Genomic DNA, 19,618 nt, shown 5'->3' with positions numbered 1-19,618 from the left:
TGTTACGTTAGCAGGGCTTTTTTTTATGGAAAAAATTTGAAAAACAAAGCAAGGATGCCGAAAGCTAAAATGCAAGCTATGCGCTACCCACAAGCTGGAAAGCCCGTGTTAACGGGCAAACTCAGTTAGCCATTTCGATACTCTTTTCAGGGTTTGCTGAAATTGTTCGTGTTTGACGGGTTTAGTCAGATAGGTTGACGCACCAGCAATGACACCTTGCACTTCATCCAGTGGGGACGTTTTGCCGCTAAGCATGATTATAGGTGTTTTCTTCATGGTTTTACGCGAGCGCATTTGACGACATACTTCATAGCCGTCAATTCCTGGCATGATAATATCGAGGAAAACTAAGTCATATTGTTTTTGAGTCGATTTTTCCAGAGCCTCTTCACCACTTTCCGCAAAGTCAGCTTTGATTTGGGCATTACGCAACTCGATTTCTAGTTGTTTGCGGATAGCTGCGCTGTCATCAACTACCAGTGCCAGATAACTATATTCTTCTTCTGTTGCTGCATCGGGTGATACTGTGGGTAAGATTTGTAGTGTTTCTTGACCATTTTCTGTATTGGCTGGAGGTGTCGTCGCTGCCTGACTGGCAACAGGTGCTTCTTCAACAGGGGCAGGAGGGCTTGCTGTTGATGCCGCAGGAGTTTCTGGAACTGGTATTGCTACTGAGACGGGGGCTGTTGGTGGGATTTCCAGATGCTGGGTTTGTTCAGGGATGATGCCTGTGTTGGTTTCCTGATCCTGATGTGCTGTCGTAATGACCGCTTGGATCTCTGGCACAAGGGATTCACTAGTCGGATCTGTTTGTTCAACGACTGGGCGGGTTTGCAGCAAATGGGCGGCATCATCCAGTGCCCGCATGACGCGGGTCACTAGCAATGGACGTTGCAATATCAGATCACTGGGGTGTATACCGGCATCACCAATGCGGATGGTCAGGGCATTAGTTGCTGGAAGGCTGATATTGTCCAGTGCGATAACGATATGTGCGCCTTCCACTTGTGGGTGCTGCGCATAGGGTTTTCCTTGAGAGGAGCCGAAAGTGATAACACGCTGGATGACCGCCTGATCTTTGTCCGGCAAGTCAAACAAGCAGATGCCAATGGTTGTGCTTTTTGTCGCAAGCATTGCTGTATTCTCTCCGTGGGCTCAGGCCGCTAGCTGTGTTCTGAGCCATTTGTCTAGTTGTGTATTTAATGTGTCCTGGCTAACTGGTTTCGTCAGATAATCATCAACACCAGCTTGATGTGCCATCTGCCGGTGTTTAAGTGTGCTACGTGACGTAATCATGATAACAGGTATGTGGCGCTTTTCTGGCCAAATACGGATAGCTTGTGTCATTTCCAAACCGTTCATACGCGGCATTTCAAGGTCGGTCAATACCAGTTCTATTGGATTTTCGTGCAAACGTTGCAGAGCTTCCAACCCATCTACCGCTGTAATCGCCTGATAACCCATGTGTTCTACCATCAGGCTCAGAGATTTGCGGTTGCTGAGTGAGTCATCAACAATCAGGATGCGGGAACGGGCTTGGGCAACACGGGATTGTGTGGTCAGTTGTTTGCCGGGTGTCAGCAAGCCTTGTTCCAGGCTACGCAATAGACGCAAGGTATCAAGCACTGGCGCAACCGTACCATTGGCAAGAATACATGCACCACTGACACCTTGGGTGATATTTATCCACGGCGCAAGACTTTTGACAACAATATCACGTGGCTGAAGGATTTCATCAACGTGCAAGGCGTGAAGTTTATGTTCGCTTTCCATGAGCAAGAGTGATTGTCCTTTGCTCAAGTCAGGAGGTGTACTTTGCCAGCCAAGTAGATGGGCAAGTTGCATGACGTGTAACGTTGTTTCCTGATGCTGGATAGACCATTGTCCGTTTTCTTGCAGATGTTCGTTGGCTGATACATACAGCAGTTGCTGGATGGTGCTACCGGGAATTGCAACAAGATGACCCCCAGTACGTACCAGCAGTGCGTTAGTTGCAATCAGGGTGAGTGGAACCTGGATGTGGATACTGGTTCCTTGTCCTGGCTTGCTGTCGAGGTGAAGCAAGCCTTGCAGGTTTTCGACCGCAGTCTGGACAACATCCATGCCAACCCCGCGCCCGGAAATTTCGCTGACCTGATCGCGAGTGGTGAAGCCGGGTTGTAGAATCAGGCGTAGGATGTCTTCTTCCTTTAATTGGTCGTCCGGCTGGATTAGTTTGCGCTCAATGGCACGTGTACGAATGCGCTGGGTATCAAGCCCTCGCCCGTCATCCTTGAGGGTCATGTGGATGTGACTGCCTTTTTGTTCAAAGCGCAATTCAACATGCCCTTGGGCGTCTTTTCCAGCCGCGTTACGTTCTTCTGGCAGTTCGATGCCGTGGTCGATGGCATTGCGCAGCATGTGTAGCAGGGGGGCTGTCAGCCCTTGCAGGATGTCCGTGTCGATTTGCAGGTTTTGACCATGGATGCGGATAACAGCATTTTTGCCGGTACGGCGGCAGGTTTCGCGCACGGTGCGTTCTACACGGGCGGTAATGGCTTGTACAGGAACCAGACGTGTACGCAGGATGGTTTCGCTCAGTTGGCGTTGCAGACGTTGTTGTTGGTAAACCTGATCGGAAATTTGGCGGATTTGTTGTTGCAGGTTACGGGTCAGCTCCCGGTTGTCAGCAATGGATTCTGTTAGCAGGCTGGAAGTGCTGTGCAGGTCATTGTATGCCTCCAGTTCCAGTTGGTCGAAATTGTCCACAGTCTGGCTGGGCAGGAAATTCCGGCGACCTGATGCCTGCCCGATATTGGCAGATTGTTGGTCAATGGCTTCACCCAGCTCGTCCAGCATTTGTCGGACATGCTCATCTTGCTGTTGCAGGTATTTGCCGAAAGCCAGTGTTTGTTGAGCATGTTCGGCAATTTGGCTGGTGGAAGTAATCAATTCACCTGCCAGATTGAGCAGGCGCTGGACTGTTTCCATCGGTACGCTGAGGTGGGTCGAACTGCTGCGGGGAATATCGGCGACAGGGGTGTTGTCATCACTGGCTTCGTCATCCTCCAGCCCGGTTTGCAGGATGAAATCGGGCAGAACCAATGGCTCCGTGGGGAGCAGGTCGGCAATCTCTTCTGCGGCGGGAACGGCTGTATCTGTGGCAGGTTCGCCCAGGCGTTGTTCCCAGTCATCCATCGCTGCCAGCAGGATGGAATATTCATCTGGCAGGGGTTTGTTTTCCTGCAAGTGATCAAACAGGCTTTCCAGACAATCAGCGGCTGCTTCGAGGGTGGCACCCAACCCGTTCGGCAAGTGCCGGTTGATGTCCAGTTCGAGAATGTCTTCCAGCCTGTGGGTGAATTCTGCAATGGCACTGACACCGACTACCCCGCTGGCTCCCTTGACAGTATGGGCAAGGCGGGCTGCATGGCGTTTCTGTTCAGGTGTGCTGCTACCTTTGGCAATCAGGTGGATCAGACGGGCAGCCTCCGCAATCTGACCGGGGGTTTCCTGCATGTATGCTTCAAGCAGTTCAGGATGGATGTCGGCATCCCATGCCAGCAGATTGGGTTGCCCGCTAGCGTTGGCACTCAGTGACTCGGCTGTTGCGTCGTCATTGCCTTCTTCCGTTGCCGTCGAGTGGGCAGCTTGCAAGGAACTCATGCGCAGACCGACCAGCAGTTTTTCCATTAGTTCTGGTGCTGGTGGTTCCGGCCATGCATCGCTCATCAGTTCGGCTGACAGGGCTGGCAGGTGAGAGAGTTCTTCTGGTTCCCGCAAGACAATGGCGGTGAGTTCGATCCAGCCAAACAGTTGCCCGCCTTGCAGCAACTCCAGAATCGCTTCCGGTAGTGTTTCCTGAAAACTGACCAGCATTTCACTGATCCATTCGGTTGCCTGCTGGACACCTTCCTGTCCATACATGGCAGCGGTCATGCCAAGGCGTTCGTATTCGGCAACGACAGTTTCCACGGTAGTCGCAACTTCATCCGGCTCTTCTACCAGTGGATTGAGACTGGAAAGTTGCAGGGCAACGTCTTCCAGTTCCTCGGCAAAAGCGATGGCGTCATCCATAAACTCAGGCTTCCAGCTTGAAGACGTTAACGGATTTCACCAGACGTTGACCGTATTCAGCCATGTTTCTGGTCAGGCCGGTCAGGGACAGCAGTTCCTTACCCGTGGATTGTGTGGCATCCAGAATGCGTTCGGCACGGTTTTGCAGTTCCTTGCTGATGGAGACCTGTTCTGCGGAGGAGACCGCAATTTTTTCAACGGATGTAACCAGTTGGTTGGTTGCTTCTAGGGTGGCCTGCATTTGCTGGGCAGCTTCTTCGGCAAGGGATGAGCCGTTCACAACCTGTTCGATGGTGTTGTCCATCGTGGCGATGGTGGTGTTGGCCTCTTGCTGGATGTTGCGGATCAGGGTGGAAATCTGGTTGGTGGATTCGCGCGAGTTTTCTGCCAGCCGCTGGATTTCTTCCGCGATCATGGAGAAGCCGCGCCCCGCTTCACCGGCTGCGGTGGCTTGCATACTAGCGTTCAAGGCCAGTACGGTGGTGCGTTCGGAGAGGTTGTTGATTACGTCGATGATCTGGCTGATTTCCTGGGAACGTTCACCCAAACGTTTCAGGCGCTTGCCGGTTTCTTGTACGGTGGAGCGGATGTTGGTCATGTTATCGAGAGTACGGGATACTGTTTCCTGCGCATGACGGGTGGTGCTGGAGGTGGTATCTGCAACTTGGTTGGCCTGCTGGGCTGCGTGCGCGATGCTATCCAGTTTTTGCAGGATGTTTTCAAGCTGGTTGGCGGTTTCTTCTGCTTCCGACTGTTCCAGTTGTGCCAGTTTGTTAACTTCCAGTGCGTAATGATTTACATCCTGCGAGGCTGTTTCTACCGAGGTGGCAACTTCACGTACCTGTTTCAATACGTCGGAAGTGTCTTCCGCAAACTGGTTGATCGCATCTGCCAACGGGCCGGTAGCGTCTTCGGTTACTTTGGCGCGGACAGTCAGGTTACGTTCGCTAAGGTCGAATACGGCATCCAGCAAGGAACTGACTGACTGGTTGAGTTGTTGGTGATCCCGGTCGATACGTGCTTGGGTGGCAAGACGCTCTTCCACCATCTGGTCAAAGTTATGCCCAAGTTCTGCCAGTTCGTTGGTCCCTTCCAGTTCAACCCGTGCGTTCAAATCGCCCGCAGAGATTTTGCGTACTGTGTTGAGCAGTTTATCAATAGAGGTCGCAATGGAATGGTAAATGAAGTAACTGAGGAAAGCTGCTAGCAGCGTTCCCGCTAGGATCAGACCGATGGTGATGTACAGGAATTTTTTAACATTGCTTTGCGCGGTCATGAAAGATTCTTCAACCTGCTGAATGTCACGTTCTACTTCCTTGTGGATACTGTCACGCAATGGTGTTGTGTCTTTTTTGAGTTCGTTAAGCAGATATTGGCGTAGTGTCTCAGGGTCTTCGGATTGCAGCAGCTTTTTACGTTCTTCTGTGGTTGCGAGCAGTTTTTCCAGTTCGGCAAAGGCTGTTTTGGTTTGTTCATCCTGTTGTTCCGGTGCTGGTTTGACCGCTTGGTAGGCGGGCAATACAGAACTGTGCAAGTCAGCATCCAGTTTTTCCAAGGCGGTGATGCCTTCTTCCTTGGTTCGGCTGCCGATATGTACTTCGTACAGGACGCCGATGTAATCACGTTGCATCCGGCGGATAACCTTGTTGCCCTTGTCGATGGCCACTACCCGGTTGTTGATGTCCTGGAATGCCACGCGGTTCTGGTTCAAGGCGATGACAGCAAATATGCCTGTAATGAACAGGATGACCAACGGCACCAGGATCAGCATGTAAATCCGGCGGGCAACCGACAGATTGCCTAGAAAGTTGGAGGGTTTCTTTTCCTGGATAGCCATTATGTTTCTATCTCCCTTGACTTGAAACGGGTGGTTGATTGCTAGCTGTTGTTGGTGGAGCGCTGAATTTGTCGCAGAAGCCTGCCATGATCTGCAACCAGCAGGGTTTGTCCGTTGTGTTGCAGCGTATGGGGAATCCAGCCTGGCAGGTTTTCGGCAGGATATTCGGTCATGTCTTCATCCGGCAACCTGATCTGGCGTGGGTAGCCGTCACAGGTCAAAACAACTGGAGGAAAGCGGAAATGTTGTACCAGCAGTAACTGTTGCTGTGTAGTGGATGATGAACCCTGTACAACCTTGTGCATATCAACAACCGGAAACAGGTCGCCACGCAAGCTAATGAGACCGGCGCACCATGAGGGAGCAAAAGGCACAGGGTAGAGCGGCTGCGCGGTCAAGACCTCAGCCTTCATTTCAGGTTCCAACAGGATCAGGTGCGATCCGATACGGTAACAAAACCGGCTCGCAACCGGCGTAGGCAACTCAGACACCTATGTTTCCTCGCTTGTTGTTCATTTCCCCTCTCAGGTTTTTACTGTTCTGGAAGGGTTGTTTTTATTGTTCTTGGATACCGGGCTTTCTTTACTACAGGGCTGCAATTTGCTGTAGAACGTCTTCGTCCTTGTAGGGTTTGACAATGTAAGCATTTGCGCCCAGTTTTTGCGCCCATTGCCGATCCACCGGGTTGGATTTGCTGGAAACCATGATCACCGGAATCGACTGGGTAGCCGGGTTGCGTTTCAATGACCGGCATGTCTGGTAGCCATCGCCATCTTCCATGATGATATCCAACATGACCAGATCGGGCATATGGGACTCTGCCAGGGCTTTGGCTTCATTACCTGACTGGGCTGTGATTACTTCATAGCCAGCCGCTTCAAGGATCTGCTTAAGATTCAGTCGTTCCGTATTGGAATCATCTGCAATCAATACTTTGTGGATGGCAGATGGGGTTCCTTGCTCACTCAACATAGGGTTCCCTTCATGTTGTTGGGGGCATCAGGGTCTGTCGCCCTGTCTCTCGACCGCTTGGGGGAGCGGACAAATTAATCACTCGCACCTTTATAGTCAAACCACTGGCATTAAGCAAACTTATTTCTACGGAATGCCGAAGATCGTCGACTAAATAACTCGGTCAGCAAATGCTTGTGACTCCCAGTTAATTTAGTCATAATCGGCACTCTTCGCAATGGTGGCCTGCATTGGTTCTCCCGCGACGATAAGTGGTGAACCCCGCCAGGCCCGGAAGGGAGCAACGGTAACTGCTGATTCGGGCGCCGGGATGTGGCTGGTGCGGGCTGCCACCCACTCCAAAAATATTCAATTATTCCATGAGTTATCAGGTACTGGCACGAAAATGGCGACCGCAGGACTTCCAGCAGATGGTGGGTCAGGCGCATGTGCTGCGTGCCCTGATGAATGCACTCAACGGGGATGATGGTCAGCAACGCCTGCATCATGCCTATCTGTTCACTGGCACGCGCGGGGTCGGTAAAACCACGCTAGCACGTATTTTCGCCAAATGCCTCAATTGCGAAACGGGCGTCACCGCCAAACCTTGCGGGGAATGCCGCAGTTGCCGCGAAATTGCAGAAGGTCGGCACGTTGATCTGATCGAAGTCGATGCTGCTTCCCGCACCAAGGTCGAAGATACCCGTGAACTGCTTGATAATGTGCAATACGCGCCGACTCGTGGTCGTTTCAAGATTTACCTGATTGACGAAGTGCACATGCTCTCCGGGCACAGCTTCAATGCGCTGCTGAAAACGTTGGAAGAGCCGCCGCCACACGTCAAGTTCCTGTTCGCCACCACTGACCCGCAGAAACTGCCGGTGACGATCCTGTCACGTTGCCTGCAATTCAATCTCAAGCGGATGCCGGTGGACATGATCAGCGGGCATCTGGCGAATGTGCTGGAGCAGGAACACATTCCTTTCAGTGATTCCGCCTTGCGACTATTGGCTCGGGCGGCAGATGGCAGTATGCGCGATGCACTGAGTCTTACTGATCAGGCGATTGTTGCCGGGGGAGGGGCTGTCAGCGAAGACGATGTGCAAGACATGCTCGGCCTGTTGCCACACGAACATCTGGTCAGCCTGATCCAGTCGATTGCGGATGATGATGGCAAACGAATGCTGGCAACCGTTACGCAAATGTCGCAACTGACCACCGATTTTACCGCTGCGGCTGACAGCCTGATTGCTTTGTTGCACAGCGTGGCAGTCCAGCAGGTTGTCACGTCGGAAGAGGTGGATGCGGACGTGGCGGCACTGGCGAAATTGCTGTCGCCAGCAGATGTGCAACTGTACTACCAGATGGCATTGCATGGGCGGCGCGATTTGCCGTTAGCTCCTGACCCGCGCGGCGGTTTTGAGATGCTGTTGTTGCGGATGCTGGCATTCCGGCTGGATGACGGCAGGGCACAGAAGGTGGTAACAAACTCGGCACAGGCTGAGAAAAAAAAAATTGTAGTTGATAACACCCCTCACCCCAACCCCTCTCCCTCAAGGGGAGAGGGGCTAAAGAATCTCCCCGCTGTTGCTTCATCTTTTCTTTCTCCCCCTCGCCCCTTGAGGGAGAGGGAGAGGGGGGCGGGGGGTGAGGGGTTCTCCACCAACGACTGGCACAACATCCTCCCCCAACTAAACCTTTCCGGCATGGCGCTACCACTCGCGCAACACTGCCTGCTCGAAAGTGTCGGGGAGGAGCAGATTTCCCTGCTGCTGGACGAAAGCGGTTCTACTCTGCAAAGCCCCCGTGCCGCAGCTCAACTGGCAGAAGCGCTGGCAAAACATTACGGGCGTGACTTGAAACTGCATTTCAATCAGGTGGAGTTGAGCGAGGAAACGCCGGAAAAACGCACAAAACGTGAAGCCACTGAAAAACAGGTGGCAGCAGAAGCCGCGATCAGGAATGACCCCTTCGTCAAGCAATTGCAGGAAACGTTTGGCGCGGTGATCGTGCCGGGCAGCATCCGACCACGCACAGATACGGATAAAATGTAGTAAACTGCATTCCATATTGATCAAAGAATGAGGAAAGACAAACCATGATGGGTAAAGGCGGAATCGGCGGCTTGATGAAGCAGGCGCAAAAAATGCAGGAAAACATGCAGAAGGCGCAGGCTGAAATTGCCGCGATGGAAATCACCGGGCAATCCGGTGGCGGGCTGGTTTCTGTGGTTATCAACGGCAAGCATGAGTGCAAGCGTGTCAACATCGACCCTAGCCTGTTTGAAGACGACAAGGACATGATCGAAGACCTGGTGACTGCCGCTTTCAACGATGCCGTCCACAAGGTCGAAGAAGCCAGCCGCGAGCGCATGGCTGATGTGACTGCCGGAATGCCAATGCCCCCTGGCTTCAAAATGCCATTCTGATTGACGCATGAGTGACTCGTCGCTGCTGAAGGAACTGGTTGATGCCCTGCGTTGCCTGCCGGGGGTAGGAGTTCGCACGGCACAGCGCATGGCGTTCCATTTACTGGAACATGACCGGCGCAGTGGCGAGCGCCTTGCCGATGTGATGGGGCGGGCTATGCGTGACATCAAGCATTGTTCACGTTGCCGTACCCTGACTGAACACACTACCTGCCGTATCTGTGCCAACCCGGCGCGGCAAAAAGAACTATTGTGTGTGGTGGAACACCCTTCCGATGTGGTTGCCATCGAGCAGGCTACCGGTTATCGCGGTTACTACTTCGTACTGGGTGGTAGGTTGTCGCCACTGGATGGCATTGGCCCTGAAGACATCGGGCTGGACATGCTGGAAGCACGGCTAGATGAAGGTGAAGTACGTGAACTGATCCTCGCCACCAACCCGACGGTGGAAGGTGAAGTCACCGCGCATTACATCAGCGAACTTGCCGCCAAACGTGGCATTCCGGCATCGCGGATTGCCCACGGTGTACCAATGGGCAGCGAACTGGAATACGTTGATAGCGGAACCCTTTCCCATGCCTTTGAAGGACGGAGAAAATACTAAATGAGCAATTGTTTATTCTGCCGCATTGTCGCGGGTGAGATTCCGGCAAAAATCGCTTACCAAGATGAAGATGTCATCGCGTTTCATGACATTAACCCGCAAGCGCCGCTGCATGTGTTGGTGATTCCGCGTAAACACATTGCGACCATCAATGACATTCAGCCGGAAGATGCGGCACTGGTGGGTAAGCTATTTTTGGCGGCAAAACAGATTGCGGCGGATGCAGGGTATGCCGAAAATGGCTATCGTGTCACCATGAATTGTGGGGTGGATGCGGGGCAAACGGTGTTCCATATTCATTTGCACTTGTTGGCAGGGCGGGCATTGGGCTGGCCGCCGGGTTAAATTTTTCTTTTTTAGGGCTAAACATGAACACCCGTATTGGCATATGGCTATGCCTGCTTTCGCTGTGGCTTGGGGGCTGCGGGGAAGAAAAACCGCAAGCGGTGACGTTACCGGCTGTTGATAAATTCACCGATACCAGCCAGTTGGCTGCACACGTGTCGCGTGAGCAGTTGCAGGCGCAAATCCCGGAGTTGGCGGACTATTTCCAGCGCGTGCAGGCTGCCTTGCAAGCTGATCCGCCAATTTTGCAATTGGATAACACCCAATTGCCGGATGCCAATGCACAAACGGCGCAACAATTGGCGGTCGCTAACCCCGATTTCCGCAAATTTACCCGTGATGACAAGAGCGGTGCGGCGTTGCGCAATGAAATCATGAATGTGCGCAAAGCATTACCGGGGGATTTCAACGGCGGCAATGCCGGGCCGTGTGCGCAAGCCGAGTGTTGGCGGGTGGAGATGTATAGCCATTTTCATAATGCCTCGACCATCGCGTTTGTGGATGTTAGCAAGCAGCAGGTGTTGGGGGTAAGTCGTCAGAATTTCGCCCAGCCGGATTTGCCACAACACTTGGTGGAGTTGGCGGCGAAAATTGCCGGAGCAGCACCGGAAATCCAAGCCATTTTGCAGGATCGTAAGCGCGAACCGGACAAGAAAGAGTTCAAGACCGCGTTGCAGAATTCCATGTGCGAACGTTCGCATCATCTGTGTGTTGCGCCAACCTATGTGTTTGAAAACGATGCACTGTGGGCGATTGTCGATTTGACTGATGGCAAACTGGTGGGATCGCGCTGGACAGATTTGGGCAGCAGTGGTCCGAAAACGGTGGTGACAGAACGCAGTTTAGAAAATGAAACCACCTTCCGTAATTTCTGTGAAAAGGTCAATTCGCTGGCGCAAGATGGCTGGAACATGGATTACGTGATTACGGGGTCGGATGGTTTACAGCTTAGCAACGTCAAATTCAACGATAAGCCGGTGTTGAAAAATGCCAAATTGCTGGATTGGCACGTGAGTTATTCGACCCGCGAAGGCTTTGGGTATAGCGATGCGATTGGTTGCCCGCTGTTCAGTGCTGCGGTGGTGATTGCGTATGATGGCCCTAAAGTGGAGCCGATTGTCAATGATGGGCAAGAAGTGGGCTTTGCGGTGGTGCAGGATTTTCGTCAACCGCCTTGGCCTACGCCGTGCAACTACCGTTATGTGCAACGCTTTGAGTTTTACAAAGACGGGCGGTTTCGGGTAGCGCAAGCCGATTTCGGGCGTGGTTGCGGGACGGATGGGATGTACCGTCCGGTGGTGCGGATTGATCTGGAAACTGGCGCGGAACAAACGGTGGCGGAGTGGGATGGCGGTCAATGGCAAACGTGGGACAAAGAGCAATGGCGGTTGCAGGATGATAACAAGCTGACCCCAGAAGGTTATCAGTACAAGGTAACGAGCAAGGATGGCACGGGCTTTTTCGTCGAGCCGGGGCGCGGGCAGTTTGGTGATGGCGGGCGCGGTGATAAAGCGTTTACTTATTTCAGTGCTTATAAACCTGAAGAGGGTGAGCAGGATACGGTAACGATTGGTTCGTGCTGTAACAGTGATTATCGCCAGGGACCTGAGCAATTCATCGAGCCTGCGGAGCCGTTGCAGGATAAGGACGTGGTACTGTGGTATGTACCGCAGATGAAAAACGACGGTAATCCGGGTAGTGAGTATTGCTGGGCGGATATACGGGTAAAAGATGGCGTGGCAAATATCGAGGTTTGGCCTTGCTGGTCAGGGCCGATGTTTGTGCCGGTGAAGGGGGCTTTGTGATGCACAAGGTATTGGGCATAATCATACTGGGCGTATTGTTGAGTGCTTGCGGCGAGCCGGACATGGGTAATTTCAAACCCGGTGTGGCAAACGCTTGTCAGGCGATGCCTGCGTTCATCAGTCAAACCGGGATTGGGCAGGCGGTGGCGATTGATACCCAGCAGCGCGGTTACACCGGCTTGCGCTTGCTGAATCCACAGACCCGTAAAACTTGGCAACACCCGACGTGGGATGATGCCGGGCATGTAGGGGCGTTTACCCGCGATAAAGATGGCAATATTTACGTTGCGCCGACACCGGAAGTGAGCCTTGCAGATAATCCGCCTGCTTTGCAAAACCGCATTTACAAGATTGATGCCAAGAGCGGGGAAATGGCATTGTGGCTGGAATTGCCAGCGGTTGCGCCGCCGTCACCCGCAAATCCGTTTGGGACGATGGGGCTGTTTTACGATTGCGATACCCACAGTTTGTATGCCAGTTCGCTGGCGGGGTCAGCGCCGCGTCAGGCACATGGGCGTATTTACCGCATTGAGGTTGCCAGCCAGCAAGTGCAAGCGCAGTTGGAGGCAACCGATGCGATTGGGGTTGCGGTGTTCAACGGTGTGCAACACAAGCGACTGTATTTCGGTTCGGCACGTTCTTCGGATGTGTATTCGGTAGCGTTGGATACCAAGGGTGATTTTACCCAGGATGTACGTCATGAGTTTGCCCTAGCAACACTGCCGGACGGGAATTCCACCAGTGTGCGCAAGCTCGAGTTTGCAGCAAAGTCGGGGCAATATGTCATGCAGGCGAAGGAAACCGAGTTCGGGTTCCGCTTGCTGGCGGAAAACAATCCGCGCAAGCGGCTTTACCAGTTTACCTACGATGCTGGGCAGGATCGCTGGGTATTCGTCGGCGCACAGCAGGAAGCGGGGGTTTGATGTTACTGCAAGCCATCACTTCACTCGTGCCTCAATCCGCAATTGTGTTTGCGTACCTGCTGGCACTGTGCCCGCGTTCCAGCTTCCGTTAACCGGGTCGTAAACCCCGTTGGGGCTGGCTTGCAGAAACAGCAATTCTGGCGGCAAACGCTCTTGTACACTCACTTCCGTAGCGTCTGCGGGGCCAGTGTTGCTCAATGTGAGGGTGTAAAATACGGTTGCTCCGCGCCGTAATACGGTGCTGTCGCAGGTTTTTTGCAGGCTGACATCCACGCCAGCGCCCCATGAGAAGCCAGTGTCAGTGATGGCTTTGATTCCCGCATCCCAGCCGCTGGCCTTGTCGCCCGCAAGTAGGGTGATCAGCGGTGTTTTGCCGCTGGTGTCGGTATCGCTGTCGGTGAGCGGGTCGCCACTGGCTCTTGCTTGGGTAAAAACATGGTTGGCGGGTAGCCCGGTAAACGTCAGCACATAATGCCCTGCACTCAAATTTGCAAAACGGTAATAGCCTTGTGGGTCGGTTTGGGTCATGGCAATCGTATCCCCCTTGCTGTCAGCCAGCCTGACTTGCACATTGGCAACCCCCGGCTCATCCCCATCCTGTAAGCCATCGGCATTATGATCCAGCCAGACTCTATCCCCCAGTTGGGCGGGCAAGGTAAAGCCAACATCAGCATCTGTCATCAAACTGCCCGCCATCCCGGTGGTAGCATTCATGTGAGTGACTGGGTATTCGCCGGGTTTTTCTGCCTGTAGGGTGTAGGGATGTTGCGGCAACAAGCCCTGAAAGCGGTAATGCCCATCGGCATCCGTGAGGGTTTCCGCTACCAGTACTGCACCGTCGTACAAACGCACACTGACATCTGCCAGTAGAGGTTCATCTGCATCCTGTTTACCGTCGGCGTTGCGGTCGAACCAGACGGTATCGCCGATACCTGCGGTAGTGGCTGCATCCAGCAATACCAGCCCCAGTCGGGGTGGCTCGGTGCGTAACAGGGTTTCTGTGCTGTTGCTAGCGGGGTCGAAATAGTGGGCAGTGTAGGCAAAACTGTTCCATGCCACCCCACTGCTGGCGGTGTCTGTATCGGCTTGTTGTACCGGGACATGGATACGCAAGGTTTCCCCCGGTTTCAGACCCGTGGCAGGAATCCAGTGCAGCCGGAAAGCACGAGGATCCGTTTGGTAACGGATGCCATCGCCGAGTTCGCTGCCGGGAATGGCTTGTACCGTACCATCCGCAGCAACCCTTTCTAGCGTAACAGCACCTGCCAGCGCAAGCTGCCACGCTGAACCCCGTGGTGTGCCACTGACCAGCATGGTGTCATTGGTGTGGGGCAATACATCTTCCACTTCCAGTTGGGTATGGGTGACATTGCCGGTATTGCGGATTTCCAGCCGGTAATTGCCCCGACCCTCCGGCAAGGCGGTTTGCCCAATACCGGGGACTCGGGTATGACTGGCATCCAGTGAACCCTTGACCCATTGGGTGCTATCCAGATTGGTTAGTTCCGGCACGGTGAAACTGGTCGTGCTGGAGCGGCACTGCGGCAGCCAGGTTTTGCCCGAGTCTGCGCCATTGGCGCAATGCACCAGCGGGTAGTCGCCGGTCAAAGCGTGGGCGATATTGCTGATTTTTGTGCCTGCGGCAGTGCCGGGGCGGATACGGGTGGAAAAATACACTGCCAATGCCGGGTCAGACATGCCCGCAGGCAATTCGCAGCCGTCGAATTCCCAGCGCAGTTTTACCCGCCCATCGGCTTGCAGGGTGCGGCTGAAGCGTGGGTTGCTACAGGCGCTTTGGTTGGTTGAGGCTTTGTTGGTGGGAACAGAAACGCGCCACCAGTTGCCCGCCGGTGTGTTCAGGTAGTCAAGTTCGGCGGGCAGGGTGTCTTCGATCACTGGAAAACGTGTGCCCGTACCAGAGAGTTCATCGACCGCAAAGGCAGCACGGTACACATGGTCATGGCTGGCAGGAGCGGGGGCAACGGTTGGTTTCCAGCCAACCACGTTGTAGGTGATGGTTGAGCCATTCGCCGAGATGATGCCGCCACCGGGGGTGGTTTTGCTGATGGTAATCAGGGGCTGCCCATTGGCAAGCACGGGTACTGGCGGTGCACAGCTCGTACCGTGCAGGGAGGATGATGCACAGTTTTGCAGGTTGTCACCGTTAAAGCTGCTATCCAGCACCAGCCTGATGTCCAGTGTCTGGTTGCCACTATTGGCGTTGACTACCCAGCGCAAGTGTTTGGCATTGAGTGTGAGCAAACCCGAGGCTTGCTGGCTGGCACGACAGCCGGTTGCGATACCGCTGGCATTGCGCAAGTCGGCTCCACGCCCTGCGTTGTATTCCGCTGCGACCCAATCCAGCAATGGCTGGTTAATAGTGTGAAAATCATCCACGCCGTTATCAGTGCAATCCACTTCAGGGTGGCTCATGATTTTGGGGGTATTGCTGGCAGTGGCAGTGTAAACCTGCATTCCGGCAGGAATGGTTTCGGTGACGTGGTAGAGGTTACTGCTGTTGGGCAGTTTGACACTCCAGCGTTCCAGTCCGCCGGGCTGGATGAAGTCTGCGCTGCCGGTTTTACTGAAATCGCCAGCGGGTAGTGGAGGGGGTGCTGGGCAAGGTTGCCCGGTAGCGACTGGTACGATGACATCCGGCGCATTACTGTTGTGGGTGCTTGTACCGGCCTGGGCAACGGCTTGATTACTTACGGTGGCTGGTGGGGTGATCGCTCCGCAGGTGGGGAATTTTACCTGTAGCTTGAGGATGCCGGTTGAACCTGCTGCCAGACCATCGGCTGGCACGCCTTCGGGCAAGCGATCAGGTGGTGTTGCCAGATGCCATGTCAGGGTTTTGCCATTCAGGTTTGTACTCGCCACATTGCCGCCTTCCGGGGTATGACTGACAATTTTCAGGGGGGCAGGTACATTGTCCGTCACTGTTGCAAGGGGGCAATAAGTGCCATCGGTAGCGGCACAACGATAGCGGATGGTGTAGGTGAAGACTTCCCCGGCGGCAGGTGTAGTGGTACTGGTTTGCTTGATGATGAGTAATTCAGCGTCAGCGGCGTAAACCCACGGAGTTACCCATAACATAAGTAAATTAAGTAGCGCAATTTTATATTTGCTGTCGCAAACAGCCTTGTTTTTATTGTGCATGGCAAGCCCGCCAGGAGAGTTTCCGAAAGCGGGTGATTGTTGGGTGTTTGTGTATCTATAGTCAAGTATCGCCGACAAACTGTATTTGTTGCGCTGGCGTAGTGACTCGTTGTCGTGCAACTACCGTTCTTCGGGTTTTGATCGTGGTTATATAGTGCCAGTGGTAGAGTTTCACCGATTAATGGCTAATGTATCCAGTCAGTGGTTATCCGTGTTCATTTGACCAACAACGATAAAACGGATCGGGGCAATGTATATAATAATAAAATCAATGAAGTACCGGCTTTTTGCGCTGGGAATCTTGCTACTGGCTTCACCTGGAGTTCATGCAGATATTTCCGGTAAAGTGTTTCTGGACTACAACCTGAATGGGCAACTGGATAACACTTCCACGATGCGTAACTTCGCGAATACTCACGATATTCATGTAGCAGTTGACACTGGAGTTGCTGGTGCTGAAATTCGTGCCGAATGCGTTACCGCCAGTGGCAAAACAGCTTTCGGGCCGGTAACGACTAATACGAATGGTCAGTTTACCCTGCCAACTCCTGCAGCAATCGAGGGTTCACTTAATTGTGTTGTGCAACTGTCAACGCTGCCAGCCGCCTATGCAGTGGCAACGCAGGCAGGTGCAGGTAATATCCTGACCCAATTCGTTAGTCCCACTAGCGATACCGCGAATTTTGCTGTGCAACAGGCTGCCAGTTACTGCCAGAATAATCCCGATTTGGTGACTAGCCGTTATGCCAATGGGCAACAAACTCACAATATTCCTTGGGGCGGTAATCATGATGTCGCCAATTTGTTTGGCTTTCCCTACAACAGTGGGGTGAGTGGTCAACCGCTAACACTGCCTACCGGGTATGATGTTCCCAAGGATGCAGATGCGGCCAAAAAGAATCTGGCATTGGCCAGTGAGGTGGGCAGCGTGTTTGGTTTGGGGTGGCATCCTGCCTCCAAAAGTCTGTTTTCAGCCGCGTACATGAAACCCTGGACAGGTTTTGGTACAGGTGGAACAGGGGGTATTTACCGCACCAATATCAGTGATCCAACTAATCCGGTAACAGTGCTGTATGCTGATCTGAACCAAATTTTTCCATCAGCGCCACCGACAGCCGGTGAAGACCCCTATTTGACGGGTGTATTTTCACCTGCTAACCCCGGCTATGCCCAGATTTCAGACGGTACTGCCCCCAAGGGGGATGGTACGAATTACCCGGATGGTAGCTATGTTCCCTCTGGTGATGCAACCCGTGACAATCAAGATGGTCAGATAAGCAATGCCTTGGGCAAGGTGGCGTTTGGTGATCTGGATGTTACTAGCGATGGCACGTCTATTGTGGTTGTCAATATGGCTGACCGTCATTTGTACGTACTGCCAGTCCAGGAGACTCCCTTGTCGGCGGCTGATGCAGGCAAGATCGAGCGTTACCCTATCCCGTTTGAAAGCACTTGCAAAGCAGATGGTGTCGGTTTCTTCGATAAGGCTGCTTTTGGGTTAGGGGAATATCAAAAAGCTATCTATGTAGCGACCCGTTGTGATACAGGCTGGGCAGCACCGCTTTTTTCCATGTTCCGTTTTGATCGCCAGACCAAGACTTTTACCGCGACACCCAGCATGAGTTACAAGGTGACAGGCGATATTTATGGTTTGCATTTTGAGTTTCCGTCTGACATTGCATTCAACCAGCAGGGTAATGCGGTACTGGCCTTTCGGGAAGTGATGAGCGAGGGCAAGGCGGCTGGTGCTGCTTATGGTGTGGTTCGGCATCTTTGTGTGCAGGATGCGTCAACCCACACTTGGGTGATGGAAAACAATGGCAGTTGCGCTGGTGTGACTACTGCTGGTAAAGATAGTGGGCAAGGGCCTTTTGGCGGCGATTTTTTCTTCCAGGAATGGCCCGTTGATCAGGGCGCAAACTACCATCAGGCAAGTTATGGTGGGGCAGCGCATATTCCGGGGTTTCTGGAGTCTGCCTATACAATAGCTGACCCTTTCCAAACCTTTGAGGCCGGAGTTTCATGGTTTGACCTTGGCTTGGGTGATGTGGCAACAGCCGGGCAACGCAACCGTGGATATGGTTTCTACCGTGGTACAGGGGCTTTCACTTACCCGGATAACCGCCCCATCAATGGCAAGCAGGCAGCAATTGGCGATCTGGAAGTCATGTGCGATAACCCGGCGGTTGAAATTGGCAACAGGGTGTGGGAGGACAAGGATGGTAACGGCATTCAGGATGCTGGTGAGCCAGCCATTGCAGGGGTGAAAGTCGAGTTGTTTGCCCAAGGTGCAGATGTTGAAAGTGCAACCCCATTGGCAACCGCTTTGACAGATGTTGATGGTTATTATGTGTTTTCTGGTGATGGACGTGGCTATCCAATGGGGGGCAATACTGCGCCTAACGATACCGCAGGGAATTCGGGTGGGTTTGATCCGACGGATATACAGGGAGGGCGAGCGAGTACTGCTAGTCGTAAGTATGGCTTGGTATCCCTGCGTGCTGCCACGACTTATCAGGTAGTGATTCGCCATGTTGATGGTGGTGGCAAACAGTCAGCTCTGGCTGGTCTATTCTTGACCCCGGATCAACAAGGTTCAGATGCAGAGCGTAACTCGGATGGGCAATTGAGTGGTATTCATGCGGTTGCTGTGGTTATGACTCTGGACTCGGGCAAAAACACTCATGCGGTGGATTTTGGGTTTAAAAATACGCCAGCTCCCCCCGTCACCCACAGTATTGGCAACCGCATCTGGTTTGATACCAACAACAACGGCACTGCGGATTCCGGCGAGCAGCACGCGGGTAATGGTATCAAGCTGGAACTGAAAGACAGCACAGGCAACGCTGTCCTGCAAACTACCACGACGGACGCCAACGGTCGTTACCTGTTCTATGGTTTGACAGCAGGCAATTATCAGGTCTGCGTTACTGCCGACAACTTTGCCTCAGGCAGCAAGCTGGAAAAATACCGCTCCAGCACCGGTCAAGCCGATACGGAAGGTTTCAGCACAGACGGCACTGACCGGGGTGATGACAACCTCAGCAACGGCAGTTGTTCCACGATTATCGTGCTGGATGACAAAGAACCGACTGGCGAGTACGGCATCACCGACCAGCAGGACGGTGCAGATGGTCAAGGTACGCCCGACACCCATTCCAACCTGACGGTAGACTTTGGCTTTGTGCCGCCGACTGACCTGAAACTGGTTAAAACCGTGGATAAGGCTTCTGCCAAGCGGGGTGATATGCTCACTTACACGTTAACCCTGAGCAATGAATCCGCAGTAACTGCCACTGGGGTGCAAGTGACTGATCAGTTACCGGCTGGAGTTTTGTACGTCAGTGATGACAGTGCAGGGGCTTACACGCCAGCAACAGGGCTTTGGTCAGTGGGCAGTTTGGCAGCAAACGCAACCAAAACGCTGAAGATTACCGTGACCGTAAAATAGGCTTATTAGTGGATTGAACTACCGTTCTTCGGGGATTAGTGGTGCATTGCTCTGATGAG

Annotated in this window: 13 protein-coding genes and 1 other RNA gene; 8 read left to right on the top strand and 6 right to left on the bottom strand. The window is 53.3% G+C overall.

What is annotated here, in order from left to right:
• Positions 1 to 108: 108 nt before the first annotated feature.
• From B2U47_RS07065 to B2U47_RS07045, 5 genes are all read right to left on the bottom strand, one after another.
• Positions 109 to 1,134 (bottom strand): response regulator, encoded by a 1,026-nt coding sequence (locus B2U47_RS07065; RefSeq protein WP_296676142.1) that lies wholly within the window; start codon positions 1,132 to 1,134, stop codon positions 109 to 111.
• 21 nt (positions 1,135 to 1,155) lie between these two features.
• Complete coding sequence (locus B2U47_RS07060; RefSeq protein ID WP_296676140.1) at positions 1,156 to 4,056, bottom strand: hybrid sensor histidine kinase/response regulator; 2,901 nt, start codon at positions 4,054 to 4,056, stop codon at positions 1,156 to 1,158.
• A 4-nt stretch (positions 4,057 to 4,060) separates the two neighbouring features.
• Complete coding sequence (locus B2U47_RS07055) at positions 4,061 to 5,893, bottom strand: methyl-accepting chemotaxis protein (protein ID WP_296676138.1); 1,833 nt, start codon at positions 5,891 to 5,893, stop codon at positions 4,061 to 4,063.
• A gap of 41 nt (positions 5,894 to 5,934) precedes the next feature.
• A complete protein-coding gene (locus B2U47_RS07050) occupies positions 5,935 to 6,384 on the bottom strand; it encodes a chemotaxis protein CheW (RefSeq protein ID WP_296676135.1) in 450 nt (149 codons plus the stop codon).
• 94 nt (positions 6,385 to 6,478) lie between these two features.
• Positions 6,479 to 6,865: a response regulator gene (locus B2U47_RS07045; protein WP_296676132.1), complete on the bottom strand. Its 387-nt coding sequence runs from the start codon at positions 6,863 to 6,865 to the stop codon at positions 6,479 to 6,481.
• A gap of 228 nt (positions 6,866 to 7,093) precedes the next feature.
• Here B2U47_RS07045 and ffs point away from each other — a divergent pair.
• From ffs to B2U47_RS07010, 7 genes are all read left to right on the top strand, one after another.
• An RNA gene (gene ffs, locus B2U47_RS07040) (signal recognition particle sRNA small type) lies at positions 7,094 to 7,190 on the top strand.
• Between the two features lie 34 nt (positions 7,191 to 7,224).
• The gene (gene dnaX, locus B2U47_RS07035) at positions 7,225 to 8,898 is read left to right on the top strand and encodes a DNA polymerase III subunit gamma/tau (RefSeq protein ID WP_296683054.1); all 1,674 of its coding nucleotides are present in this window, start codon (positions 7,225 to 7,227) and stop codon (positions 8,896 to 8,898) included.
• A gap of 47 nt (positions 8,899 to 8,945) precedes the next feature.
• Positions 8,946 to 9,272 (top strand): YbaB/EbfC family nucleoid-associated protein, encoded by a 327-nt coding sequence (locus B2U47_RS07030; protein ID WP_296675413.1) that lies wholly within the window; start codon positions 8,946 to 8,948, stop codon positions 9,270 to 9,272.
• 7 nt (positions 9,273 to 9,279) lie between these two features.
• Entirely contained in the window at positions 9,280 to 9,876 is a 597-nt protein-coding gene (gene recR / locus B2U47_RS07025; protein WP_296675167.1) for a recombination mediator RecR, read from the top strand.
• The gene (locus tag B2U47_RS07020) at positions 9,877 to 10,221 is read left to right on the top strand and encodes a histidine triad nucleotide-binding protein (RefSeq protein WP_296675171.1); all 345 of its coding nucleotides are present in this window, start codon (positions 9,877 to 9,879) and stop codon (positions 10,219 to 10,221) included. It abuts the gene before it with no gap.
• Between the two features lie 23 nt (positions 10,222 to 10,244).
• Positions 10,245 to 12,026 (top strand): hypothetical protein, encoded by a 1,782-nt coding sequence (locus B2U47_RS07015; RefSeq protein WP_296675173.1) that lies wholly within the window; start codon positions 10,245 to 10,247, stop codon positions 12,024 to 12,026.
• The gene (locus B2U47_RS07010; RefSeq protein ID WP_296675176.1) at positions 12,026 to 12,949 is read left to right on the top strand and encodes a hypothetical protein; all 924 of its coding nucleotides are present in this window, start codon (positions 12,026 to 12,028) and stop codon (positions 12,947 to 12,949) included. Before B2U47_RS07015 ends, B2U47_RS07010 begins: the two co-directional genes overlap by 1 nt.
• 15 nt (positions 12,950 to 12,964) lie before the next feature.
• Here B2U47_RS07010 and B2U47_RS07005 read toward each other — a convergent pair whose 3' ends face one another.
• Complete coding sequence (locus tag B2U47_RS07005; RefSeq protein WP_296675179.1) at positions 12,965 to 16,045, bottom strand: SdrD B-like domain-containing protein; 3,081 nt, start codon at positions 16,043 to 16,045, stop codon at positions 12,965 to 12,967.
• Between the two features lie 334 nt (positions 16,046 to 16,379).
• Between B2U47_RS07005 and B2U47_RS07000 the strand changes: the two genes are divergently transcribed.
• Entirely contained in the window at positions 16,380 to 19,559 is a 3,180-nt protein-coding gene (locus B2U47_RS07000) for an SdrD B-like domain-containing protein (protein ID WP_296675182.1), read from the top strand.
• The last annotated feature ends 59 nt before the right edge of the window (positions 19,560 to 19,618 follow it).

Source organism: Thiothrix sp. UBA5583 (assembly GCA_002425225.1).
In the GTDB taxonomy this organism is placed as follows: domain Bacteria; phylum Pseudomonadota; class Gammaproteobacteria; order Thiotrichales; family Thiotrichaceae; genus Thiothrix; species Thiothrix moscowensis.
Note: the sequence above shows the minus strand (reverse complement) of the source record. Positions and strands in the feature narration are given on the sequence as shown.